23 protein-coding genes are annotated in these 26,507 nt (G+C 32.5%); 19 read left to right on the plus strand and 4 right to left on the minus strand.

What is annotated here, in order from left to right; translation table 11 throughout:
- Positions 1-24: 24 nt before the first annotated feature.
- Entirely contained in the window at positions 25-414 is a 390-nt protein-coding gene (locus QWY99_RS10060) for a hypothetical protein (RefSeq protein ID WP_290264430.1), read from the minus strand.
- Positions 415-563: 149 nt separating this feature from the next.
- Here QWY99_RS10060 and QWY99_RS10065 point away from each other — a divergent pair, with 149 nt between their 5' ends.
- Positions 564-1,562, plus strand: a complete 999-nt coding sequence (locus tag QWY99_RS10065; protein ID WP_290264432.1) for a zinc dependent phospholipase C family protein — start codon at positions 564-566, stop codon at positions 1,560-1,562.
- A gap of 578 nt (positions 1,563-2,140) precedes the next feature.
- Here the strand turns inward: QWY99_RS10065 and QWY99_RS10070 are convergent.
- Positions 2,141-4,234, minus strand: coding sequence for an LTA synthase family protein (locus QWY99_RS10070; protein ID WP_290264433.1), 2,094 nt, complete (start codon positions 4,232-4,234; stop codon positions 2,141-2,143).
- Positions 4,235-4,530: 296 nt separating this feature from the next.
- Here QWY99_RS10070 and QWY99_RS10075 point away from each other — a divergent pair, with 296 nt between their 5' ends.
- The 11 genes from QWY99_RS10075 (at position 4,531) to hisIE (ending at position 14,875) form a co-directional block, all read left to right on the plus strand.
- Positions 4,531-5,193: a response regulator transcription factor gene (locus QWY99_RS10075; RefSeq protein ID WP_290264436.1), complete on the plus strand. Its 663-nt coding sequence runs from the start codon at positions 4,531-4,533 to the stop codon at positions 5,191-5,193.
- A 4-nt stretch (positions 5,194-5,197) separates the two neighbouring features.
- Complete coding sequence (locus QWY99_RS10080; protein ID WP_290264439.1) at positions 5,198-6,598, plus strand: sensor histidine kinase; 1,401 nt, start codon at positions 5,198-5,200, stop codon at positions 6,596-6,598.
- A 338-nt stretch (positions 6,599-6,936) separates the two neighbouring features.
- Positions 6,937-7,794 carry an ATP phosphoribosyltransferase gene (gene hisG / locus QWY99_RS10085; RefSeq protein ID WP_290264441.1) on the plus strand — a complete coding sequence of 286 codons (858 nt, stop codon included), beginning with the start codon at positions 6,937-6,939 and terminating at the stop codon, positions 7,792-7,794.
- Between the two features lie 120 nt (positions 7,795-7,914).
- Positions 7,915-9,210 (plus strand): histidinol dehydrogenase, encoded by a 1,296-nt coding sequence (hisD, locus tag QWY99_RS10090; protein ID WP_290264443.1) that lies wholly within the window; start codon positions 7,915-7,917, stop codon positions 9,208-9,210.
- 3 nt (positions 9,211-9,213) lie between these two features.
- Positions 9,214-10,263 (plus strand): histidinol-phosphate transaminase, encoded by a 1,050-nt coding sequence (gene hisC / locus QWY99_RS10095; protein ID WP_290264445.1) that lies wholly within the window; start codon positions 9,214-9,216, stop codon positions 10,261-10,263.
- A gap of 125 nt (positions 10,264-10,388) precedes the next feature.
- Positions 10,389-11,525, plus strand: a complete 1,137-nt coding sequence (gene hisB / locus QWY99_RS10100) for a bifunctional histidinol-phosphatase/imidazoleglycerol-phosphate dehydratase HisB (protein ID WP_290264449.1) — start codon at positions 10,389-10,391, stop codon at positions 11,523-11,525.
- A 46-nt stretch (positions 11,526-11,571) separates the two neighbouring features.
- Complete coding sequence (gene hisH, locus QWY99_RS10105; protein ID WP_290264452.1) at positions 11,572-12,228, plus strand: imidazole glycerol phosphate synthase subunit HisH; 657 nt, start codon at positions 11,572-11,574, stop codon at positions 12,226-12,228.
- A gap of 88 nt (positions 12,229-12,316) precedes the next feature.
- Entirely contained in the window at positions 12,317-13,066 is a 750-nt protein-coding gene (gene hisA, locus QWY99_RS10110; protein ID WP_290264454.1) for a 1-(5-phosphoribosyl)-5-[(5-phosphoribosylamino)methylideneamino]imidazole-4-carboxamide isomerase, read from the plus strand.
- Between the two features lie 9 nt (positions 13,067-13,075).
- Positions 13,076-13,441: a four helix bundle protein gene (locus QWY99_RS10115; protein ID WP_290264456.1), complete on the plus strand. Its 366-nt coding sequence runs from the start codon at positions 13,076-13,078 to the stop codon at positions 13,439-13,441.
- A gap of 33 nt (positions 13,442-13,474) precedes the next feature.
- A complete protein-coding gene (hisF, locus tag QWY99_RS10120; RefSeq protein ID WP_290264458.1) occupies positions 13,475-14,230 on the plus strand; it encodes an imidazole glycerol phosphate synthase subunit HisF in 756 nt (251 codons plus the stop codon).
- 45 nt (positions 14,231-14,275) lie between these two features.
- Positions 14,276-14,875 (plus strand): bifunctional phosphoribosyl-AMP cyclohydrolase/phosphoribosyl-ATP diphosphatase HisIE, encoded by a 600-nt coding sequence (gene hisIE, locus QWY99_RS10125; RefSeq protein WP_290264460.1) that lies wholly within the window; start codon positions 14,276-14,278, stop codon positions 14,873-14,875.
- A gap of 1 nt (position 14,876) precedes the next feature.
- Here hisIE and QWY99_RS10130 read toward each other — a convergent pair whose 3' ends face one another.
- Positions 14,877-15,575 carry a carbohydrate-binding family 9-like protein gene (locus QWY99_RS10130; RefSeq protein ID WP_290264462.1) on the minus strand — a complete coding sequence of 233 codons (699 nt, stop codon included), beginning with the start codon at positions 15,573-15,575 and terminating at the stop codon, positions 14,877-14,879.
- A 153-nt stretch (positions 15,576-15,728) separates the two neighbouring features.
- Here QWY99_RS10130 and QWY99_RS10135 point away from each other — a divergent pair, with 153 nt between their 5' ends.
- Positions 15,729-17,384: a M1 family metallopeptidase gene (locus tag QWY99_RS10135; protein WP_290264464.1), complete on the plus strand. Its 1,656-nt coding sequence runs from the start codon at positions 15,729-15,731 to the stop codon at positions 17,382-17,384.
- Between the two features lie 260 nt (positions 17,385-17,644).
- Complete coding sequence (locus QWY99_RS10140; RefSeq protein WP_290264466.1) at positions 17,645-17,854, plus strand: hypothetical protein; 210 nt, start codon at positions 17,645-17,647, stop codon at positions 17,852-17,854.
- A gap of 255 nt (positions 17,855-18,109) precedes the next feature.
- Here QWY99_RS10140 and QWY99_RS10145 read toward each other — a convergent pair whose 3' ends face one another.
- On the minus strand, positions 18,110-19,654 hold the full coding sequence (locus QWY99_RS10145) for a hypothetical protein (protein WP_290264468.1): 1,545 nt from the start codon (positions 19,652-19,654) through the stop codon (positions 18,110-18,112).
- 155 nt (positions 19,655-19,809) lie between these two features.
- On the opposite strand from QWY99_RS10145, the gene QWY99_RS10150 reads away from it, so the two are divergent.
- From QWY99_RS10150 to ilvN, 5 genes are all read left to right on the plus strand, one after another.
- Positions 19,810-20,985 (plus strand): 2-isopropylmalate synthase, encoded by a 1,176-nt coding sequence (locus QWY99_RS10150; RefSeq protein ID WP_290264470.1) that lies wholly within the window; start codon positions 19,810-19,812, stop codon positions 20,983-20,985.
- Between the two features lie 43 nt (positions 20,986-21,028).
- Complete coding sequence (gene leuB, locus QWY99_RS10155) at positions 21,029-22,147, plus strand: 3-isopropylmalate dehydrogenase (protein ID WP_290264472.1); 1,119 nt, start codon at positions 21,029-21,031, stop codon at positions 22,145-22,147.
- A 278-nt stretch (positions 22,148-22,425) separates the two neighbouring features.
- Positions 22,426-24,099, plus strand: a complete 1,674-nt coding sequence (gene ilvD / locus QWY99_RS10160; protein WP_290264474.1) for a dihydroxy-acid dehydratase — start codon at positions 22,426-22,428, stop codon at positions 24,097-24,099.
- A gap of 120 nt (positions 24,100-24,219) precedes the next feature.
- Entirely contained in the window at positions 24,220-25,905 is a 1,686-nt protein-coding gene (gene ilvB / locus QWY99_RS10165) for a biosynthetic-type acetolactate synthase large subunit (RefSeq protein ID WP_290264477.1), read from the plus strand.
- Positions 25,906-25,976: 71 nt separating this feature from the next.
- Complete coding sequence (ilvN, locus tag QWY99_RS10170; RefSeq protein ID WP_290264479.1) at positions 25,977-26,504, plus strand: acetolactate synthase small subunit; 528 nt, start codon at positions 25,977-25,979, stop codon at positions 26,502-26,504.
- The last annotated feature ends 3 nt before the right edge of the window (positions 26,505-26,507 follow it).

The raw sequence follows: 26,507 nt of genomic DNA on the forward strand, positions 1-26,507 counted from the left end.
CTTCCGGTTTGAGCACCATCTGTATCATATATTAGAATGATTAAATAATAGTAGCTTAAACTGATTTCCTTTTGAATCTACATAATTTATATTTTCAAGAACTCTTGTAGCAACGCCACCTTCGTAAGGAAATAGTTGATCACCTTCAATTTCATTAGCATCTTTATAAAGAGCAGGTTTGCAGTTATTACATTTCCAACTTGTAAAAGTATTATCATCTGAGAGTTTATACAATTTACCTGGGAATAATTGCTGCATTGTTTTTACAGCATTAAACGGATCAGGCATATTTAATTTTCTGTTGGTGTTTAAAATCGTATCACTAACATTTTTTAATTGTATAATGTCATCTTCTTGTGCAGAACTAACAAAAGAGAATAAGAACAAAAAAACGTTCAAGTAGATGGAGCGCATATATTAAAATTTAGAGTAAAAATAAGACATAATGTTAAATGACTTAAATAAATATGAAAATTAAAGGAATAAAAATTAACATAATCTCATTCATATTCTTTCAAATCATATTTATTAAATTACATTTGTAGCCCTAATAAATATACAAAATGAAAAATTTCAAAATGAAACCTAAGTTTATTGCAATAATTGCAATTGCAATTGGTTTTTTATCATTATCGTGGGGAAATGTTGGCCATGAACGCATCAATAAAGCGGCAGTTATGGCACTTCCACGACCATTACTAGTGTTTTTTTATAATCATATCGATTTTATCACACAAGAAGCATCAGTACCGGACATTCGTAAATATGCATTAAAATACAAAGAAGAAAATCCAAGACATTATTTTGACATGGAAAACTTCGGACCTATCGATAGTTTACCTAAAACACTAGAAGAAGCTACTAAAAAATACGATCCTAAATTCTTATCTGATAACGGAATTTTACCTTGGTACATCGAAGAAATGATGATCAAACTTACCAAAGCTTTTAAAGATAAAAACCGTGCAGAGATATTATTTCTTGCTGCAGATTTAGGCCACTATATTGGTGATGCTCACATGCCTTTACATACATCTGTAAATCATGATGGACAACTTACAAACCAAAAAGGAATTCACTCACTTTGGGAAAGTAGATTACCTGAAATATTTGCTAAGAACTATAAGTTTAACGCTCCATCTGCTCAATATATCGAGAACGTAAACAAAGCTACATGGGCTATTATTACTGATACACATAGTTTAATTGAACCATTATTGGCCGCTGATAAAAAAGTTAGAGCAACAACTAATGAAAAAGATATGTTTATCACTGACAAAGACGGAAATTTCATCAAAAGTAAATACAACTCTTTACAATATACAGACGAATATGCTAAAAAATTCAACGCTGCTTTAGATGGTATGGTCGAAAAACAAATGAGAAAAGCAATCACTGCTACATCTAGTTTTTGGTACACTGCTTGGGTAAATGCTGGAAAACCAGATTTAAGCGATTTAGATTCACCAGCGGTTACACAAAGAAACAACCAAGCTTTAAAAGATGATTTAAAATTATTTGAAAGTGGTAATCTTTTCGGAATGAAAAATCAAAATGACTAATTTTTTTTAGGCACAAAGCTTCAAAGTCTCAAAGGTTCTGAGGTTCTGAGGTTCTGAGGTTCTGAGGTTCTGAGGTTCTGAGGTTCTGAGGTTCTGAGGTTCTGAGGTTCTGAGGTTCTGAGGTTCTGAGGTTCTGAGGTTCTGAGGTTCTGAGGTTCTGAGGTTCTGAAATAAAAAAAGCATCAAATTCAATTGAATTTGATGCTTTTTTTATTTAGTCTCAGTTTTCAGTGACAGTGATCCGTGAAAGTCTCAGCATTCAGTCTCAGTATTTAATCTTATTATCAGCTCCTTAGTTTTAGTCGCAGTCTTAATATTCGGTTGTGGTTAGCGTTGCAGTGATAACTTGAAACAAATAAAACTTGAAACTTGAAACTTTTTTAACTGCAAACTGAGACTGTGACTGAATACTGAGACTGTGACTGAATACTGAGACTGAGACTGAGACTGAATACTGAGACTGAATACTGAGACTGAATACTGAGACTGAATACTGTGACTGAATACTGTGACTGAATACTGTGACTGAATACTGTGACTGAGACTGTAAACTGAGACTGTAAACTAGAAACTAGAAACTACTTATCATATTTTTTATGTTTCAGCATATCTGAAGCCGTTTGATAATACGAAATTGTTTCATTTTCTAAATCCGTTCTTTGTTTAGTTAATGGAGTTTGATCATAGTAAATCTGATATTCAGGTGCAATACCTTCTTTTGGAACTAGCTTTAACTGAAACTGTTTAACCACCTGTTTAGGCGAAAGTATAGTTAATACATTGTCTTTTATCAATCCCATATCCTGATATGTCGCAATAAAAGCTCTTGGCTTATAATCTGATTTTAAAACATCTTCACCATAAAACTTGCTTTCATAGCTAAAGTTCAGTAAACCAAATAGAGTAGGCATTACATCAATCTGTGACATTAAAGTATTGTACTTTTGAACTGGAACAAAACCTGGACTATAGATAAACGCAGGAATTCTATATTTATCAAGAGGAAGTTCTGTTTTTCCTGCACTCGATGCACAATGATCGGCTACTATTACAAAAACAGTATTCTTAAACCAAGGCTGTTTACTTGCCATATGAAAGAATCTTTTCAGTGCATAATCAGTATATTTCACACCTCCATCGCGAGATTTAGCATCTCCTGGTATATCAATTTTACCATTTGGATAGGTAAATGGTCGGTGATTACTAACTGTCATAATATGATTAAAGAAAGGCTTATTTAGTTTGGCCTCAGCATTCATAACCTTTATTGCTTTATTAGACATATCTTCATCACAAACCCCCCAAACATTTGAGAATGTAATTTCATCAGGAGTAAAACTAGATTTGTCTACAATATCATAGTGATTCCCAGAAAAGAAATCTCGCATATTGTCAAAATAAGCATCACCGCCATAAAGATATTTAGTTGTATATCCCTTTTTTATAAAGACAGAACCTGTAGTGAACTTATTCTTATTGTCTTTTCTTTTAACAACACTTTCTCCCGCGGTAGGGGGGATAGATAAAGTTACAGCCTCTAGACCACGAACCGTTCTATTTCCAACAGCATACAAATTGGTAAATTCTAAGCTTTTATCAGCTAAGCTATCTAAGAAAGGTGTGATATTCTCATCATTACCATATCTTTTCATAAACTCAGCACTATAACTTTCAATTGTTATTAAAACAACATTTTTACGATTCTCGGGTGCGTCACTTTGTATATTTCGTAAAGTACTTTCGCCAGAAATAGTGGGTAATTGTTCTTTTAATATCCCATATGCCTGAGCATTAGGAATAGTTTTATAAAATTTAAAATAATCTAAACTACTATTTACATAAGCTAAATAAAATTTATATAATCCGTTTGATTGTAATTCATCCGAAAATGTATTCTCTGAATTTTCAGTAAGTGCCAAACGTGGAATCACAAATAAAGAAAAAATAAAAAGTGTAATGTACAATGCTGAAATTTTTATCTTTTCAATAAATGAAGGAATACTATAAATGTAAGCACTTGTTCTTTTTACAATAAAATAAGTTACCGTTCCTGCAATTACAAATAAAGCCGAAAACAACGGAACAACAGGATATGACTGCATAATATTACCAATAACTTCATTAGTGTAAACCAGATAATTTACTGCAATGAAATTATATTTTACTCCAAATTCATTCCAGAAAAAATATTCACTAATTCCATTTTGTAATATTAACAGTACATACAGAAAGATTACAAATGAAAACAACCAAAATCTAATCTTATCGCGGTAATTGGGAAGAAAAAGTAACAAACCAAATAAAAATATTTTAATACCTAGAAATATAAGTACAATTCTAGGCAATCCTCCACCATATTCGTTTAAGATACTTTTGCCACTAGCTATATAAATAAATAGAGCTAAAAATATACCCAAAATAATATGCCCTGTAGGTTTTAAATATTTAGAATTAGATATAAAAATAAGATACAGCCACAAAAAAACACTGGCTATAACAAATACAAATACATCTGAAACCAATCCAAGTCCAAAGATTTTTATAGAATCGATAAAACTAAATGAAGTTTCGGTTATGGGATGAAAATATAAAACGAGTCTCAATAAAAAGCTTACTAGCAAATAAAATAAAGTGAGATAATAAAACGGGGCAAGTTTTTTATATAATGTCATAATTAAAAAGTTTGTTGCAAATTTAATTTTTTCTTCTTGTCGGCTATTAATCTAATCTTTTGTATCACTTAGTGTTAGCTTAAGATTAACTTAGGAAGTTATTATTTGTAAGAATTTACAGATTGCTAATGTAATAAAATTTAAGAGTCTTTTTCTTGTAAAAAAATTTTTTTTTTATTTGAAATTATGAGTAACAACCAATACGTACTAAAAACATTTATCTTTGAAAATAATTTGGTATGCAACTAAATTACTAGAGGCCATCGTATAATCTTATAATACAAATAAATTAAAAAATGCATATTTTAATTGTCGAAGATGAAGCTGGAATTGTGCAATTTCTAAAGCAAGGCTTAGAAGAAGAAGGATACAAAATCACCGCTGTTTCTGATGGATTGGCAGGATTCGAACTAGCTCAAAAAGAAAAATTTGATCTCATTTTACTTGATTGGATGCTTCCAAAAATCAATGGATTAGATTTATGTAAAGCCATTAGAATTAAGGATACAACAACTCCTGTAATCTTTTTAACAGCAAAAGATACTGTTCTCGAAACTATTGAAGGATTAAAAGCAGGTGCAAATGATTATATTAAAAAACCTTTTAGTTTTGATGAGCTGATTGAGCGAATTAAAATTCATTTTAGAAACCAAATTACTCCCGAAATACTAACCCTTGGAACTATCAAAATTAACTTAGCGCAACATACTGTTTGCACCAATGGAATTAAAGTTTCGCTTACACAAAGAGAGTTTGATTTATTAACTTATCTAGTAAAGAATAAAGGAACTGTGTGCACTCGAAATCAAATACTACAAGCTGTATGGCAGATTAATTTTGAATACGATACGAGTGTAATTGATGTTTTTATGAATGCAATTCGAAAAAAATTGAATTTAAAGATCGAAGAAGATTACATCAAAACAATTCGTGGTGTTGGTTACATTGCAAACGACTAATTAGATGCTACAATTATCATTTAAGGACCGAATCGCTTTCAACTATATTGCGATTACCGCACTATTAATTTTTGTGGTGTTTTTTACCATATACACCATTGTAAAACAAAATGTTTACAGTCATATTGATAATGATATTAGTGTAGAAATTAAAAATCATCTAGATGAGATAAACGTTACAAACGGTGTTTTAACTTTAATAGATGCAGAGGAGTGGAATGAACGAGAGCATAATACTGTGGATGTAAATCCAGTTTTTGTTCAATTTTTGGATTTAAATGGAACGATCATAGAAAAATCACCCAATTTAAAATCAGAAACCTTAGTTTTTCATAATCAAAAAGATAATTTCGAACTGTTTGATACTAACTTATTAGACAATCTTATAAGGCAAATTCAAGTGCCTATATATGTAAAGAACAATAAAATAGGATATTTAATAATCGCCATGTCTCTAACAAATTCTACGTTGGTACTTGACAATTTATTCTACATATTAGTTGTTGCTTTTCCGCTTATCTTACTATTATTGTTTTTTATAGCTCGTTTTTTTGCAGGAAAAAGCATTAAGCCTATTAATACGATCATAGAAACATCTAATATTATCACTAAAGACAATCTAAAAACTAGAATTCCGTTACCAGGAAATCGTGATGAATTACATGTATTGTCAAAAACAATAAATAGTTTGTTAGAAAGAATTGAGAATGCGCTTGAAAGAGAAAAACAATTTACATCTGACGCTTCTCATGAATTAAGAACACCTTTAACCATAATTAAAGGAACACTTGAAGTTTTAATTCGTAAACCACGTGATAATAAAGAATATGAGGATAAAATAAACTTTTGTATTTCTGAAGTTGACCGACTAAATACACTCGTTGATCAGTTACTATTATTAGCTCGATTTGAGAATACAGATCAAGGTTTAAAGACAGAAAAAGTATATTTAAATGCATTAATTCTAGATACAATCGCACGAAATTCTAATGCCATTCAATCTAAAAAAATTCATCTTTTAACAAAATTCCAAAAAGATTATTGTTTGGAAACTGATCCTTATTTGCTAACTATAATTTTAAACAACTTAATTTCGAATGCACTGAAATATTCTAAGCAAGATGGGACGTTAGACATTGTGGTAACTGATGTTTTAAATGGATTTGAATGTGAGATTATCGACTCCGGAATAGGAATCCCATCTGAAGATATGCAAAAAGTATTCAATCAATTTTTCCGCTCACATGCAGAGTTGCATCCTGAAATAAAAGGAATGGGCTTAGGTTTATCTATTGTAAAAAAAATAAGTTTGCTGTTAGATATTCCAATTTCTGTTTCAAGTAAGTTAAATGAGGGAACGGTAGTAAAACTTACTTTTCATCAAAATCACCTACTTAAAACTTAATAAAGTAAAAACTATTTTCCTTGAACAAATAGCAATGTTTACAGCACTTCCCCTTGTAGAATTACTTAATTTAACAATAAAATCATTTAAAGTTAAATTAAAAATTGCTTTCTAATTAATTTATCTGCTATATTTGCAAACGAATCGAAGAACAAAAACAATTCAAGTTATGCCATTAATTCAATTACATCATCATCATTTTCATTATTGCTCTCAGGCGATGTGTTAATGATATGCGTGTAAATCATCATATTTTAAAACCCGTTTGAGTACTCAAACGGGTTTTTTTATATCCAATTCTTTGTACTCAGACTAATAATTTAAACTAAAAAACTAAAATGAGTACATTAAAAATTGCAATTCAAAAATCTGGTCGTTTAAACGAAGAAAGCATTCAAATCCTAAAAGATTGCGGTATTTCGATAGACAACGGTAACGACCAATTAAAAGCCGAAGCAACAAATTTTCCTTTAGAAGTTTTATTTCTGAGAAATTCAGATATCCCACAATATTTAATCGATGGCGTTGTAGACGCTGCGATTGTTGGAGATAACCTATTAGTTGAAAAAGGAAATGGAATTCAAATTGCACAAAAATTAGGATTCTCTAAATGCAAAGTTTCAGTTGCAGTACCTAAAGCTTTCGAATACAAATCTATAAATGACCTAAACGGATTACGCATTGCAACTTCATATCCTAACACTGTTACCGATTATTTTAACTCATTCGGATTAAGTGTTGACATTCACCAAATCTCGGGTTCTGTAGAAATTGCTCCAAATATTGGTCTTGCAGATGCTATTGTAGATATCGTTTCTAGCGGAAGTACATTGTTTAAAAACAACCTAAAAGAAGTAGAAGTAATTTTAAAAAGTGAAGCTGTTCTTGCTGTTTCTCCAAAAATAACCCCAGAAAATCAAAAACTAATTGATACGCTAAAATTCAGAATAGAATCTGTTCTTAGAGCCAGAAATTCAAGATACATCTTGATGAATATCCCGAATGATAAAATAGAAGAAGTTGGAAAAATACTTCCTGTTTTAAGAAGCCTTACCGTATTACCTCTAGCACAACCTGGGTGGAGTAGTGTACACTCAGTAATAGAGAAAGATACTTTTTGGGATGTAATTGATAAACTAAAAGATGTTGGAGCAGAAGGAATTTTAGTTTGTCCGATTGAGAAAATGGTACTATAATCCCCCTAACCCCCAAAGGGGGAACCTCACAAACAAGTGTAAAATAAAATACTGATAAATATTAAAAAATACAGGTACCTCTCCTGTAACAATTCCCCCTTTGGGGGCTAGGGGGATAAAATGAACAAGATATATAGTCCAAAACCAGAAACTTGGTCAGAAATTTTAAAAAGACCAACCAAAACAATCGATGATATCGAAGTTACGGTTAAAGAAATCTTTAAAGAAGTACAGAAAAAAGGAGACGAAGCTGTTTCTAAATATACTGCCATCTTTGATGGAACTGTTTTAGATTCTAATGAAGTAACACAAGACGAAATAAACGAAGCTATAGCAACGATACCTGAGGATCTTAAAGAGGCAATTCAGTTAGCAAAAAGCAATATATACAAATTTCACTCAGCACAAAAAACAGAAAGAATAACTATTGAAACTACAGAAGGAGTTAATTGCTGGCAAGAAAAAAGACCGATTCAAAAAATTGGTTTGTATATTCCAGGAGGAACAGCTCCTTTGTTTTCGACAGTTTTAATGCTTGCTGTTCCAGCTACAATTGCAGGTTGCAACGAAATCGTTTTGTGTTCACCACCTGATAAAAACGGAAAAATAAATCCTGCTATTTTATATACGGCAAATTTATGTGGTGTTACCAAAATTATAAAAGTTGGAGGAATTCAGGCTATTGCAGGAATGACTTTTGGAACTGAAACAATACCTAAAGTATACAAAATATTTGGACCTGGAAATCAGTTTGTAACAGTCGCAAAACAATTAGCAACTCAGTTTGGTGTAGCTATAGATATGCCCGCTGGTCCATCTGAATTATTGGTTGTTGCCGATGATAGTGCTGTTCCAGCTTTTGTTGCTTCCGATTTATTATCGCAGGCAGAACACGGTACAGATAGTCAAGTAATTCTAGTTTCTACTTCAAAAAAAATAATTGATGCTGTAGAAACTGAAATTCAATCTCAGATTGCTGTATTACCTAGAAAAACGATTGCTGAAAAAGCAATTGCTAATTCAAAATTAATTTTTGTTGAAAGCAATACCGTCGCGCTTGATTTGATTAATGAATATGGTCCTGAGCACTTTATTATTTGCACAGAAGATGATGATTTTTATTCTGATGGAATATATAATGCTGGATCTGTTTTTATTGGTAATTATACTCCAGAAAGTGCTGGTGATTATGCTTCTGGAACCAATCATACCTTACCAACAAATGGATATGCTAAGAATTATAGTGGCGTAAATCTTGATAGTTTTATGAAATCAATGACTTTCCAGAAAATAACCGAAAAAGGGATTCTGAATATCGGTAAAGCAATCGAAGTCATGGCTGAAGCAGAAGGTTTACAGGCGCATAAAAATGCAGTAACACTTCGTTTAGCCGAGATTAATTCTTTAAAAAATTAAACTATGGGAAATTTTGATATAAATAACTTAGTTCGTAAAAATGTAAAGTCTTTAAAACCTTATTCGTCTGCTCGTGATGAATTTGAAGATTTTGATACTGCTAATATGGTTTTTCTGGATGCTAATGAAAATCCATTTGAAAATGGTGTAAATCGCTATCCAGATCCACAGCAAAATAGCGTAAAACAGATTTTGGCTAAACAAAAAATGATTAACCAAAATCAGATTCTATTAGGAAACGGAAGTGATGAAGTACTTGATTTATTGTTTCGTGCTTTTTGCGAACCTAAAAAAGACAATGTAATTTCATTACCTCCAACTTATGGAATGTACGGTGTTTTGTCCAATATAAACGATGTAGAAAATAGAGAAGTTTTACTTTCTGAAGATTTTCAACCTCAGATTGAGAAAATCTTAAGTTCTGTGGATGAAAACACTAAAATTATCTTTTTATGCTCACCAAATAATCCAACAGGAAACTCATTTTCTGATGAAAGCATTGTCACTTTATTGCAGAATTTTAGAGGATTAATTGTTATCGATGAAGCGTATATTGATTTCTCTAAAAAAGAAAGTTGGATTAATGAATTGGATGCTTATCCTAATTTAGTAATCACTCAAACACTTTCTAAAGCTTATGGTTTAGCTGGAATACGATTAGGGATTTGTTATGCTACAGAAGCGGTTATCTCCGTTTTGAATAAAATAAAACCTCCTTATAACGTAAACGAACTAACGCAACAAAGAGCCGGTTTACGATTAAAAGAAACGGCTAAAATAAATACTGAAATAGCGTCTATTATAAAGCAAAGAGAGCAATTACTTAAAGTATTACTTAATATAAGTTTTATAGAAAAAATATATCCTACTGAAGCCAATTTTATACTGGTAAAAGTGGACGATGCTAATAAACGATACGATGAGTTAATTGCAAAGGGAATTGTAATTAGAAATAGAAATTCTCAACCTTTATGCGAAAATTGCCTTCGTTTAACAATTGGAACTGAAGCTGAAAATGCGATTTTGATTAAAGAATTGAAGTCGCTAAAATAAAAAACATTAACCTCTAAACCGATATTGCGTGAGGGATAGAGGCGGTATCCTTTTACCAGCGAAGCAAGGTAAAAGATTAAGCCGAAAGCCCGACCCTGAGGGGCACGCCCAAAATATAATTAATTATGAAAAAAGTACTTTTTATTGATCGTGACGGAACAATGGTTCTAGAACCTGCGGATTACCAATTGGATAGTTTTGAAAAATTAGAGTTCTATCCAAAAGCATTCCAATATTTGGCCAAAATAGCTACTGAGTTGGATTACGAGCTTGTAATGGTAACCAATCAAGACGGATTAGGAACTGAATCTCATCCTGAAAGTACTTTCTGGCCGACACACAACTTTATCTTAAAAGCTTTTGAAAATGAAGGTGTTGTATTTGATGCTGTTTTTATTGATAAAACCTTTCCGCATGAAAATGCGCCAACACGAAAACCTAGAACTGGAATGCTAACACAATACTTAAACAATCCAGCATATGACTTAGAAAATTCATTTGTTTTAGGAGATCGTTTAACAGATGTTGAATTGGCTAAAAACCTTGGCTCAAAAGCTATTTTTATCAATACAGATGAAGGTTTAGGAAGTGCTGAAGTGGCTTCAAAAAGAGAAGAATTAGATTCTGTTATTGCTTTACAAACCACGGATTGGAAGACTATCTATGAGTTTTTAAAACTTGAGGCCCGTTCGGCTTCGATTACTCGTAAAACCAACGAAACTGATATCTACATCAACTTAAATCTTGATGGAACTGGGAAGAGTAAAATAGAAACCGGAATTGCCTTTTTTGATCATATGCTAGACCAAATTGCTCGTCACGGACAAATGGACCTTGAAATTTTAGTAAAAGGAGATCTTGAGGTCGATGAACACCACACGATTGAAGACACTGCAATTGCACTTGGTGAGGTCTTTGCCAAAGCTTTAGGTAACAAATTAGGTATTGAGCGTTATGGTTTCTGCTTGCCAATGGATGATTGTTTATCGCAAGTTGCTATAGATTTTGGAGGTAGAAACTGGTTGGTTTGGGAAACGGAATTTAAACGTGAAATGGTTGGTAAAATGCCTACTGAGATGTTTTTCCATTTCTTTAAATCTTTCTCGGATGGTGCCAAAGCAAACATCAATATTAAAGCTGAAGGAACTAACGAACACCACAAGATAGAAGCTATCTTTAAAGCTTTTGCAAAAGCAATAAAAGTGGCTGTAAAACGTGATACTGAGAAAATGATTTTACCAAGTACAAAGGGAATGTTGTAAGCCCCCTAGCCCCCGAAGGGGGGACTAAATTGTAAAAGAATCAAACATGAATAAAAATAAAACAGAATCAGTTTCAACTCCCCCTTCGGGGGCAGGGGGGATTGTAATTATAAATTACGGCGCAGGAAATATTCAAAGTATAATCTTTGCCATTGAAAGGCTGGGATTTAAAGCAGTTTTAAGCAATAATCCTGACGAAATACTAGGAGCGGATAAAGTTATTTTCCCTGGAGTTGGCGAGGCAAGCTCGGCAATGAAAATGTTAATTGAAAGCGGTTTAGATACTTTGGTACCTAAATTAAAGCAACCCGTTTTAGGAATTTGCTTAGGAATGCAATTAATGTGTAAATCGACAGAAGAAGGAAGCACATCGGGATTAGGAATTTTTGATGTTGATGTAATCAAATTCACCCCTGCGGTAAAAGTGCCTCAAATGGGATGGAATACTATTTATAATTTGCAATCGCCTTTATTTACTGGAATTAGCGAAAACGAATATATGTATTTGGTACATAGTTTTTATGCTCCACTTTGTAAAGAAGCAATTGCAACAACAAATTACGAAGTAGAATACGCATCGGCATTACAGAAAAATAATTTTTATGGAACTCAATTTCACCCAGAAAAAAGTGGTGATGTCGGAGAGAAAATCCTTGGGAATTTTCTAAAAATCCCCCTAGCCCCCAAAGGGAGAACACAGTAGAGATAAAGAAATAATAATAATAATAATAATAACATAAACCCTATTTACCCCTAATAGGAATTCCCCTTTCGGGGGCTAGGGGGAGAATATGAGAATAATACCAGCCATAGATATCATAGAAGGAAAATGTGTTCGCTTATCTAAAGGGGATTACAATACCAAAATTATATACAATGAAAATCCGCTTGAAGTAGCTAAATCATTTGAAGCGCATGGAATAGAATACCTACATTTAGTTGATTTAGATGGGGCAAAATCAAGCCAAATTGTGAATTATAAAATTCTAGAACAAATTGCTACTAAAACCAGTTTAAAAATTGATTTCGGCGGTGGATTAAAATCAGATACCGATTTAAAAATTGCTTTCGAAAGTGGTGCAAATCAAATTACTGGTGGAAGTATTGCAGTTAAAAACAGAGAATTATTCGAAAAATGGATTGCAGAATATGGGTCGGATAAAATAATCCTTGGAGCCGATGCTAATAATGAAAAAGTAGCTGTTTCAGGTTGGTTAGAAGATTCAGATGAAGATTTAATTCCGTTTATTCAGAATTATCAAAGCAAAGGAATTCAATACGTGATTTGTACTGATATCGCCAAAGACGGAATGCTCGAAGGTCCTAGTTTTGATTTATATGCAAAAATTTTAGAAGAATGTAATGTCAAATTGAGCGGAATCGAGATTAAACTAATCGCTTCTGGCGGAATTTCAACTTTTGACGAATTACCCAAACTAGCTGAATTAGGTTGCGAAGGAACAATTATAGGAAAAGCAATTTATGAAGGAAGAATTTCATTAAAACAACTTGAAAACTATGTATTAAGTAGTAATTATTAAGGATGAAGTATGAATGAGAACAAAGATGTTATAAAGAGTAAAAGTTTTTCTTTTGCAATAAGAATAGTTAACTTTTATAAAATATTAAATAGTAGAGGTGAATATGTCATGAGTAAACAAATACTCCGATCTGGAACTTCTATTGGAGCAAACATAAGAGAGGCTAAAAATGCGGAAAGCAAAGCTGATTTTATCCATAAAATGGGAATTTCTCAAAAAGAAGCAGATGAAACTTTATACTGGTTGGAGCTTTTACATGCGACGGATTATATTTCGCAAGAAGAGTTTTTAAGCATGAACAATGATGGAATTGAAGTTTTAAAATTGGTAAAAAGCATTATAATAAGTGCTAAAAGCAATCTTAAAAAAACTTAATACTTCATCCTTAATAATTAATACTTAACATAAATGCTTGCAAAAAGAATCATTCCTTGTCTTGATATCAAGAATGGAAGAACTGTAAAAGGCGTAAATTTTGTAGATTTACGTGATGCTGGAGATCCAGTTGAATTGGCAAAAATATACTCAGATGAAGGCGCCGATGAATTGGTTTTCCTTGATATTTCGGCAACCGAAGAAAGAAGAAAAACCTTGGTTGACTTAGTTCGAAAAGTAGCTTCTACAATTAATATTCCGTTTACTGTTGGCGGTGGAATTTCATCTGTAGAAGATGTTGCTATTCTACTAAATAATGGAGCTGATAAAGTATCAATTAATTCTTCTGCTGTAAAAAATCCGCAGTTGATTAATGATTTAGCGCAGAAATTTGGAAGTCAATGTGTGGTTGTCGCAATCGATGCCAAACAAATTAACGGACAGTGGATTGTACATTTAGTTGGTGGAAAAGTTCCAACAGAATTAAATTTATTCGATTGGGCTGTAGAAGTTGCACAACGTGGCGCAGGTGAAATACTGTTTACATCGATGGATAATGATGGTACAAAAAACGGATTTGCAAACGAAGCTTTGACTAAACTTTCAGAACTGGTTAATATTCCGATAATTGCATCGGGTGGAGCAGGAAATATCCAGCATTTTATTGATACATTTAAAGAAGGAAAAGCTGATGCTGCATTGGCTGCAAGCGTGTTTCACTTTAAAGAAATTGAAATTAAAACCTTAAAACAAACCCTAAAAAATAACAATATAGAAATTCGAATCTAGTTTTTCATTTAAGACTTTCGACTTTAGAACCTTCAACTAAATATTATGAATATAGATTTTTCAAAAAATAACGACGGGTTAATCCCAGCAATAATTCAAGATAGCGAAACTAAAAACGTTTTGATGTTGGGTTATATGAATGAAGAAGCCTACCAAAAAACAATAGAAACTCAAAAAGTTACATTTTATAGCCGTACAAAAAAACGATTGTGGACAAAAGGAGAGGAGAGCGGTAATTTTTTGCACCTAAAAAGCATCAAAAACGACTGCGATAATGACACTTTGCTAATCCTAGTACAACCTGAAGGACCTACCTGTCACACTGGTGCCGATACATGCTGGCAAGAAGAAAACAAGCAAGATTATGGATTTATCTCAAACCTTGAAAACACTATTAAATCAAGAAGGGAAAATGCCGATTCAGAGAAAAGTTATGTCGCTTCATTATTCAAATTGGGCATCAATAAAATTGCTCAGAAAGTAGGTGAAGAAGCGGTAGAAGTAGTTATTGAAGCAAAAGACGATAATGATGACTTATTCTTGAGTGAAAGTGCCGATTTATTGTTTCATTATCTTATTCTATTGCAAGCAAAAGGATTTCAATTGAACGATGTTGTAGATGTCTTGAAAAACCGCCAGAAATAAATTACTCAACAAACTCAAAAGTTTTAAACTGGTTAGGTTGATGAAATCCATATTCAGAACCACTATAAGGAGAAATTGCCTGATATTCGGTTTTATTACCATAATCAATTCTAAAAAGATTGCCTTTCCATTTTGTACCAACAACTGGAGTTACAAATCCTGAATCTTTAATAGAAATCAGACTAGAAAACGGAATCATAATTTCGACATCATAACCGTCAGTAGTAATTTTACTGGCGGTTTTCATTCCTAAAATATCCAATGAAATATCAGTATCCCAACCACCGCATGAAGGCGAGATACAATGAATAATCATATCATAATTACTCGAAAAAGCATTCACACCAATCTCTATATAATTTTGAGAATCTCCATCGGGATCTAGAAACAATTCGACTAAATCATCAGTTCTAAATAATTGTGTATCATTCTTTTTGGCTGAGCCAATAATCTTAGAATCTTTACTATTATAGGCTAGATATAAGTTTGAATTATCCCAAGAAAGAGAAACGTAGGTTTCCTGCGTAGCTTTTAATCCAGAATTATGAATAACAAATGGCCCAATGAAAGGCGTCTTCCAATCGGATAAATCTCCATCAATGGATAAAGAATGTATTATTCTATGAATAGGAAAAGTTTGAGATTGTGACGAGAAAGAAATACAAAAACATACAACATAAAAAAAACGGGGGAGCTTCATCACTTGAATTATAGTTTATACTGCACTAAAATAACAAGAATTATTAGATATTAATAAATTAAAATCAAATTAGCTTGAATTTAATTCGATTGGTTACATTTGTTGAAATAAAAATTTTACCAGAAAATTAACGACAATCCAAAACTACAATTCATGAAAAAATGTTTTAGCGCTATTTTTTTCGCTGCATTTATTTTTAATTATGCAGGTGCACAAGGACTACTTAACAAGTCCGAAACTACCTTTACAAGACAAGATACCTTACGTGGCAGTATTACCAAAGAAAGAGCTTGGTGGGATTTAAAATACTACCATTTAGATGTAAAAGTAAATCCAAAGGACAGCACAATTACGGGATCAAACACCATTAGATATACCGTTTTAAAGGATTACAACAAAATGCAAATCGATTTGCAACAACCAATGGATATCTACAAAGTAATCCAAGATGGAAAAGAATTAAAATTTGAAAGAGAAGGAAATGCATTTTTCATTCAATTAATTGCAAATCAAAAAGTAGGTGAGGTAAAAGAAGTAAAAGTCTTTTTTGGAGGAAAACCTAAAGTTGCTGTGCGACCACCTTGGGACGGAGGTATTACATGGAGAAAAGATAGTAATGGAAATGATTTTATCGCTTCATCATGTCAAGGATTAGGAGCAAGCGTTTGGTGGCCAAATAAAGATCATATGTATGACGAGGTCGAAAATATGCTTATTAGTGTAAATGTTCCTGGGCATTTAACTGATGTTTCTAATGGACGTTTGCAAAGTATTAAAAAAGAAAAAGACGGTACAAAAACCTTTAATTGGTATGTTGCAAATCCAATTAACAATTATGGCGTAAACATAAACATTGGAGATTACGTTAATTTCTCTGAAAAATACAAAGGAGAAAAAGGCGATTTAGATTGTAATTATTACGTTTTAAGAGAAAATTTAGCGAAAGCTAAAATACAATTCAAAGATGCCCCAAGAATGCTCAAAGCATTTGAACATTGGTTTGGTCCTTATCCATTTTACGAAGACAGCTATAAATTAGTTGAAGCACCTTATTTAGGAATGGAACACCAAAGTAGCGTAACATATGGTAATGACTATAAAAACGGATACAAAGGACGTGATTTGAGCGGAACTGGTTGGGGGTTAAAATTTGACTTTATCATTATTCATGAATCTGGACACGAATGGTTTGCTAACAATATCACTTATAAAGATATTGCTGACATGTGGATTCATGAAAGTTTCACTAACTATTCAGAAAGTCTGTTTGTAGAATACTATTACGGTAAAGATGCAGGTGCAGAATACGTGAGAGGATGCAGAAAAAACATCAATAACGATAAACCTATAATAGGTAACTACGATGTAAATAACGAAGGTTCTGGAGATATGTATCATAAAGGAGCAAATATGCTACACACGATACGCCAAATTATAAATAACGATGAAAAATGGAGAGGTATTTTAAGAGGCTTAAACAGTACCTTTTATCATCAAACAGTTACAACAGAACAAGTAGAAGGTTACATAAACAAAGAGGCTGGAATGAACTTAACACCTGTTTTTAATCAATATTTAAGAACAACAATGGTTCCAACATTAGAGTATTTCTCTGTTGATAATAAATTAACATACCGTTGGGCAAATGCAGTAGCGGGTTTTGATATGCCAATCAAAGTTACCTTGAATGGAGTTGAAACTTGGTTAAAACCAAAAACAGAATGGACTAATCTTAAAGTAAATTCTAAGATTACTGATTTAAAAATAGACCTTAATTTTTATGTTGCTGAATTAAACATCACTAAATAAATTAATTATTCAAACATTACCAAAGGCTTCCGATATTTAACGGAAGCCTTTTTTGTTGGTTATAATTAAGATTAAACTCTTTTATTTATTTCACTTCAATAGAACAAAAACAACTAGTACAATTTTATTTTTTGTCAATTTCATTATACTTATGATTTATTTATTTAATTTAGATAATCATAAACGTTTAACTATAAGGTAATTAAACAAAAAAGCGTAATCCGAAAAGCTGACGAGTAGGAAAATTAAATCCCTAAATTATGAAAAATTTAAAAAACCTAACAAACTTTGAAATTGTATCTAGTAATGCTCAAAAATCTATATTCGGAGGTGCACGTCTGCCTTATGTAAATCCTACAATCGGCTTATGCGATCGCCTTTGTGGTGAAGGAGGAGGAGTGTTATCAAATACTCCAGGTAAAGGTGACGTTTGCTTGCAAGGAACATCAACTTGTTGTTATTGCAGATAAAATATAACAAAAGGCTTCCAGTTTGGAAGCCTTTTTGCTTTTCTACCGATGCATTGAAGTAACCATATAGACATATAGTTAACCATCAAAAAAATAATATCCATATCGCTCACGCCATGTTTATATATTTATTTGAAATTTCGTTTTATAAAACCCCAACAGGGATGATTGGGTTAACAAGCAGCTAATATAAATCACTTCACAGTGGATCACAATTCAAAAATTGTATATACTTTCATTCTTAACCAAACAAAATTATCTATTAATAAGTTTTGCTTTTTCTCTCATGATATCAGCAATTTTACGATTCTCAATTTTACTCTCAAGCCAAGAAATAATGTCTAGATACAAAAAAGCTCTTTTTTCGTAGGTGTTTTTTTCTAACTCAATAAAGCGCTCTCGCATCTTTATAAATTCCTTCTTAATATCGTTAGGATAAAAATTATTCAAATTCTTTAAGAACTTAATAATCTCTTTCTGCACTTCGTGTAAGTCATTCATCTTTAATAAAAACTTATACGTGTTCTTTAATTGATTCTCCAAATAATAGTCTTTCCCTAATTCGTAATGAACAATGAGACATAATATTCGAGAGAAACACATTAAATCTTCTCGCATCGAAAGATTTTTATTATTTATAATTTTTTCCAAATAAAAGATAGATTCATTGTACTTCTCATTACCGAAATAAATACAAGCAATTTTATAAAAGAACAACATTTCATGATGCTCATCAAGATGTTCGTTATGCAACTTTATTTTATCTAAAATTTCAGGAATTAAATATTCGCTTTCAGCAAAAGAAGCATCAAGAATATGATAATTTAGTTTATTGTTATACAAATACAAGAACGATAAGGAAGCAACATTATCATTAACTGGAAAACGAGGATCATTAATAGTTTCTTCTAACAAATTCAAATATTTCTTGAAATTAGACTTATATTTTAGCATATAAAGTGACTCCAAGAAATAATTATTCCCTTTTAAAAAGAAAACTGGATTCAGGTAAATCATATTTGGATTATCATAAAATAAGGTAACCCATTTATAAGAATATTTATAGCTAGCTAAAAAATCCTGAACCAAGAAACTACGCCATAAATTGGCATTATAAAACCAATATTTTTCACGGAAACCAAACTTACTTTCGTCTAATTTAGCAATATGTTTATTAAAATAGTCATCAATATATTTGTATTCATCATCACTCTTTACATACCCAGTTTTCAGCATTATACCGTATAACTGCAATGATAAATTAGAAAGTTTACTAGAAATTGTATTGCGATAATTTAATTCTTTAGCCTGAATTACTAATTCATCTGCGCGTCCTTGAATACTTCGTGTGATATATTGAGACTCGATTAGTTTCTCGAACTCAACAATTTCATACGCCATGTATTTTTCGTCGTTCTCTAATGCTTGTAACTTGGTTTTATCCAAAATCTTCAAACTTTGTTTGTACAAACCTTTATTGTATAGGATGGCAGCGAAATCAATTTGCTCACGCAGTTGATAACGAATGTTTTGACTAGGAATATTCAAACGAATACTAACCAAAATCTGTTTGTATAAATACGATTTCAGATTAGATAATTGCACTTTTTTAATAATTCCACTTTTCAAAATGAGCTTCTCGTCATAGACTTCAGATTTGTCTAAAATATTAAAAAGTTCGATAAATTTTGTATTTGAGCTCGTCTCTAATCGACTAGCAAAAATCTTAAATTGTCGTTTTTCTGATTTGGAGAGGGATTTTATTAATACAAATAAAAAATCTTTTTGATGGTTAGCCATTGTAAAATATAATAATGTAATTTATTGATATTTAGATAGTTGATAGTGTTTAAATTGCGTTATGAACAGTATATTTTCATTATAATGAATTTCATACCTAAGTAATACAATATATGTTTGTTATCAGGATGTGAAATTACATTAAATATATTAAAATGAATAGAGAGAAAGTTCAAATTTTTGACACCACCTTAAGAGATGGCGAACAAGTCCCAGGATGTAAGTTAGATACAAAACAAAAGTTAGTGATAGCTGAGCGACTGGATGAAATGGGAGTTGATATCATTGAGGCTGGTTTTCCTGTGTCTAGCCCAGGAGATTTTTTATCAGTCTCTGAGATTTGCAAAATTGTAGAAAACGCTACTGTCTGTGGACTAACAAGAGCTGTAAAGAATGATATTGATGTTGCAGCTGCGGCACTAAAACATGCAAAGAAACCAAGAATCCATACTGGAATCGGAACCTCTGATTCACACATCCTCTATAAATTAAACACAACCAAAGAAGATATTATAGCAAGAGCAAAATTCGCAGTATCACATGCAAAATCTTATGTAGAAGATGTAGAATTTTATGCAGAAGATGCTGGAAGAACGGATAATGCATTCCTTGCAAAAGTTTGCGAAGAAGTAATCAAATCTGGTGCAACCGTACTTAACATTCCTGATACAACTGGATATTGCTTACCAGATGAATACGGTGCTAAAATTAAGTACTTAAGAGAAAACGTAAAAGGTATTGAGAATGTAATTCTTTCATGCCACTGTCATAATGATTTAGGAATGGCAACAGCAAACTCAATTGCAGGTGCTATAAACGGAGCAAGACAAATAGAATGTACTATTAATGGTATTGGAGAAAGAGCTGGTAATACTGCTCTAGAAGAAGTGGTGATGATATTTAAACAACATCCATATCTAAATCTAGATACAAACATTAATACACGTCAGTTAAACGAAATGAGTCGTTTGGTTTCTGAAAGCATGGGAATGATGGTACAGCCTAACAAAGCAATAGTTGGTGCTAATGCTTTTGCACATAGCTCAGGAATTCACCAAGATGGTATTATTAAAAACAGAGCTACTTATGAAATCATGGATCCGTTAGATGTTGGAGTAAATGAATCATCGATCATACTTACAGCAAGAAGCGGTAGAGCAGCATTGGCATACCGAGCTAAAAAAGTAGGTTATGAACTTACCAAAGTACAATTAGACATTATATATCTTGAATTTTTAAGATTCGCAGATATAAAAAAAGAAGTAATCGATGAAGACATTCATCAAATCATTGAAGCTTGTAAAATAGAAACTGAATTAGTTAGAAGCTAATTTTAAAAAAAATAGGATTTAAATACATAAAGAACGAGGCATTATGAATTTGAAAATAGCAGTTTTATCGGGTGACGGAATCGGGCCAGAGGTAATATTACAAGCCAAGAAAGCATTATATGCTATAGGCGAGGTGTACAATCATGAATTTGTTTTTGAAGATGCACTCATGGGAGCGATTGCAATCGAAAAAACAGGAAATCCATTACCAGAGCAAACTTTAAATCTTTGCCTGAATACTGATGCCGTTTTATTTGGCGCAATCGGAGATCCAAAATATGATAACAATCCAAATGCAAAAGTTCGTCCAGAGCAAGGATTATTAAAACTGCGTAAAGAACTTGGGTTATTTGCAAATATTCGTCCAATAAAGCCATACAAGGCATTATTAGATGCATCACCTCTAAAAAGAGAAATCATTGAAGGGGCTGATTTTACTATTTTCAGAGAATTAACAGGAGGATCTTATTTTGGTGAGAAAAAACTAAACGAAGCTGGAACTCTAGCATCTGATTTATGTGAATATTCAGAAGATGAAATTACAAGAATTGCACATTTAGCTTTTAAAGCAGCACAAAATCGTCGCAAAAAAGTAACAATGGTTGATAAAGCCAATGTCTTAGAAACTTCTAGATTGTGGAGAAAAGTTGTAAAAACAGTAAGCGAGGATTATCCAGATGTAGTTTTAGATTTTCTATTTGTGGATAATGCGGCAATGCAAATTATCCTAAACCCAAGACAATTTGATGTTATTTTGACAGAAAACTTATTTGGAGACATCCTATCAGATGAGGCAAGTGTAATTACAGGTTCAATCGGATTATTGGCATCGGCATCATTAGGAGGAAAAAATGCTCTTTTTGAGCCAATTCACGGATCTTATCCACAAGCAAAAGGAAAAAATATTGCTAATCCAATAGCATCAGTATTATCAGCGGCAATGCTATTAGAGCATTTTGGACTTTATAATGAAGCAAACAAAGTATACGAAGCGGTAGAAAAAGCTATAGAATATCAAGTAGTAACGACAGATTTAAAATCAGATTCCCAATTTGGTACAAACGAAGTAGGCGAGTTTATTTCAAATTTTATTTTAAGCAAAGACGACTTGCTATATTTCAATAATGACAATGTACATATCGGACAATCTACGATTGTTTAATACATTTTGTTAAAATCATGATATTAATCACAAGAAATAATTGAAATGTTGAGATTTTATTTTTTTAGTAGTATTACTTTTCATACATTTGACACATCTAAAAAATAAACATGAGAATTTCAATTATTATTATTTCTGTCATTAATGTCAATGTGGTAATCACATATACATAGGGGAATGGTATAAATATAATTGAAAAATAATATTATAAACCTTCCAAATACTGGAAGGTTTTTTTTTGAATAAAAATTAAAATACGAAAATACAAAAAACACATAATGGAATTAAATAAATACAGCAAAGTCATTACTCAAGACCAAACACAACCAGCAGCTCAAGCAATGTTATACGGGATTGGTCTAACTGAAGAAGATTTAAAAAAGGCACAAGTTGGAATTGTAAGCATGGGGTACGAAGGAAACACTTGCAACATGCACCTGAATGATTTAGCTAAAGATGTCAAAAAAGGAGTTGCAAATGCTGATTTAGTCGGATTAATATTTAATACTGTTGGTGTAAGTGATGGTATTTCAAATGGTACAGACGGAATGCGTTTTTCATTAGTTTCTCGTGATGTAATTGCCGATTCTATTGAAACTGTTATGGGAGCACAATGGTATGATAGTTTAATTGCTATTCCAGGTTGTGACAAAAATATGCCAGGAGCTTTAATCGCAATGGGAAGAGTAAATCGCCCTGCACTTATGGTTTATGGCGGATCAATTCATTCAGGAAAATGGAAAGGAGAATCTCTAAATATCGTTTCAGCATTTGAAGCTTTAGGAAAAAAATTCCAAAACACTATTTCTGATGAAGATTTTAAAGGAGTAATTCAAAATGCTTGTCCAGGAGCTGGTGCATGTGGAGGAATGTACACAGCAAACACCATGTCATCGGCTATTGAAGCATTAGGTATGAGTTTGCCATTTAGTTCATCATATCCTGCTTTAAGTAGTGAAAAAAGACAAGAATGCATTGAAGCCGGAAAAGCAATCAGAGTATTATTAGAAAAAGATATCAAGCCTAGAGACATCATGACTCATAAGGCTTTCGAAAATGCTATTACACTTGTAGCCGTTTTAGGAGGTTCTACAAATGCAGTAATGCACTTAATTGCAATGGCACATTCAGTTGATGTAGAAATTACTCTAGCCGATTTTCAAAGAATCAGTGACAAAACTCCAGTACTAGCAGATTTAAAGCCAAGTGGAAAATACATGATGGAAGACCTACATGATGTTGGAGGTGTACCCGCTGTAATGAAATATTTATTAAAAGAAGGATTCATACATGGAGATTGTTTAACGGTAACAGGAAAAACAGTTGCTGAGAATTTAGCTTCAGTTCCAGATTTAAATGATGGACAAGAAGTAATTTTTGAAATCCAAAAAGCACTAAAACCAACTGGAAATATTCAAATTTTATACGGAAACCTTGCTTCAGAAGGAGCAGTTGCTAAAATAAGCGGAAAAGAAGGAGAATTTTTTGAAGGAACTGCTGTAGTTTTTGAAAGTGAATTTGATGTTATTCCAGGAATTCAAGCTGGAAAAGTAAAACCAGGAGATGTAGTCGTCATCAGGTATTGTGGACCAAAAGGTGGTCCAGGGATGCCTGAAATGTTAAAACCAACATCGGCTATTATTGGAGCTGGATTAGGAAGTAGCGTTGCGCTTATTACAGATGGTAGATTCTCTGGAGGTTCACATGGATTCGTGGTAGGACACATGACACCAGAAGCTTATGATGGTGGAGGTATTGCTTTAGTAAAAGATGGAGATTTAATTACCATTGATGCTATTAAGAATACAATCAACCTAAAAATATCTGACGCAGAATTTGATGAAAGAAAAGCCAACTGGGTTCAACCAGCGCTAAAAGCGTCAAAAGGAGTTTTGCTTAAATATGCAAGATCGGTTTCAAGCGCATCTACAGGTTGCGTTACCGATAAATAAATATTAAAATAACAATATCAAAATACAATCTCAATATTTAAAAGCAATTAAATCAACTAAGAATGAAATTTTTAAAATTGACTTTTGACATTGACATTGATTTTTGAAAAAAAATATACTATGAAAATATCAGGGGCGGAAGCCGTAATAAGATGTTTATTGGCAGAAGGAGTAGACTTGGTTTATGGATACCCAGGAGGAGCAATCATGCCTGTTTACGACGAATTATATAAATTTAAAGACCAATTACACCACGTTCTTGTACGTCATGAACAAGGTGCAACACACGCAGCACAAGGATATGCAAGAGCAACTGGAAAAGTAGGAATCGCAATTGCTACATCAGGGCCAGGAGCTACAAATCTAGTAACTGGAATTGCCGATGCACAAATTGACTCAACACCAATGGTTTGTATTACAGGTCAGGTAGGGAAACACCTATTAGGATCAGATGCTTTTCAGGAAACAGATATCATCGGAATTTCGACTCCAGTTACAAAATGGAATTACCAAGTTACCGAAGCTTCAGAAATACCTGAAATTATAGCAAAAGCATTTTATATCGCAAAATCAGGTCGCCCAGGTCCTGTGTTAATTGATATTACTAAAAATGCTCAATTTGATGAATTCGAATTTAGCTATGAAAAATGTACTGGAATAAGAAGTTATACTCCAGTTCCTAAATTAAAATTAGATAAAGTTGTCGAAGCCGCTGCATTAATTAATAAAGCAAAAAAACCATTTATTGTTTTTGGACAAGGAATCATTCTTAGCCAAGCCGAAGAACAACTAAAAGCCTTGATTGAAAAATCTGGAATTCCAGCAGGTTGGACAATATTAGGACTATCGGCTTTACCAACAGACCATCCGTTAAACGTTGGAATGTTAGGAATGCACGGAAACTATGGACCAAACTTACTTACCAACGAATGTGATGTATTAATAGCTCTCGGAATGCGTTTTGATGATCGTGTTACAGGAAATTTGGCAACGTATGCCAAACAAGCAAAAGTGATACATTTTGAAATTGATCCCGCGGAGATTGACAAAAATGTAAAAACAGAAGTTGCAGTTTTAGGAGATGTAAAAGAGGCTTTAAATGCATTACTTCCATTAATCGAAAACAACAAGCACGAGTCTTGGCATAATGAATTCAAAGAAAAACAAAAAATAGAATTTGATTCAGTTATAAAAGAAGAACTAAATCCATCGAAACCTGGAATATCAATGGGTGAAGCAATGGAAATGATTAATAAGCACTCCAAGGGAGATGCTATTATTGTTTCAGATGTTGGTCAACACCAAATGTTCGCTTGTCGCTACGCCAAATTCAATTCAACCAAAAGTAATGTTACTTCTGGAGGTTTAGGAACAATGGGATTTGCTTTACCTGCTGCAATTGGAGCAAAAATGGGAAAACCAGATCGCGAAGTTGTAGCCATTATTGGCGATGGAGGATTTCAAATGACTATTCAGGAATTAGGAACAATTTTTCAAACTAGAGTTCCAGTAAAAATTGTAGTTCTAAATAATGAATTCCTAGGAATGGTACGTCAATGGCAAGAATTGTTTTTTGATAACAGATACGCCTCAACTGAAATGATAAATCCAAATTTTGTGGCAATTGCAGAAGGGTATTATATCAAAGCAAAGAAAGTAACAAAACGAGAAGATTTAGATGCAGCAGTCGCAGAAATGCTAGCTTCCAAAGATGCCTATTTCTTAGAAGTTATGGTAGAAAAAGAAAATAATGTATTCCCAATGATCCCAACAGGAGCTTCAGTTTCTGACATCAGATTAAGCTAAAGAAAAAGTTTCAGGTTTCGGGTTTCAAGTAGTTAAAATTGAAACCCGAAACAAAAAAAACTAAAAATAACATGGAAAATAGAACATTTACCATTTCGGTATACTCAGAAAACAATGTGGGTTTATTAAATAGAATATCTGGTATATTCTTAAAGCGACACATTAACATATTAAGTCTAAATGTTTCAGAATCAGAAATTGACAATGTATCAAGATTTATTATAGTTGTAGAAACAACAGAAAAATGGGTTCAGAATATTGTAGGTCAAATCGAAAAACAAATCGAAGTAATAAAGGCTTTTTATCATACAGACGAAGAAACCATATATTTAGAAAACGCTTTATTCAAGATACATTCAAATTTATTGTTTGATGAAAAACAGATTCAGAATATCATCAAAGAAAGCCAATCTACGATTGTAACAGTTTCGCGAGATTTCTTTGTGATTTCAAAATCAGGAAGACGTTCAGAAATAGAAGAAGTACATGACAAATTGAAGCCCTACGGAATTATGCAATTTGTACGTTCAGGTAGAATTTCGGTTTCTAAAGAAAAAATGGAAGTATCCACATTACTAGAAGAATTAAAACACAAATAAAAA

The sequence above is a fragment of the Flavobacterium branchiarum genome (assembly GCF_030409845.1).
GTDB lineage: Bacteria > Bacteroidota > Bacteroidia > Flavobacteriales > Flavobacteriaceae > Flavobacterium > Flavobacterium branchiarum.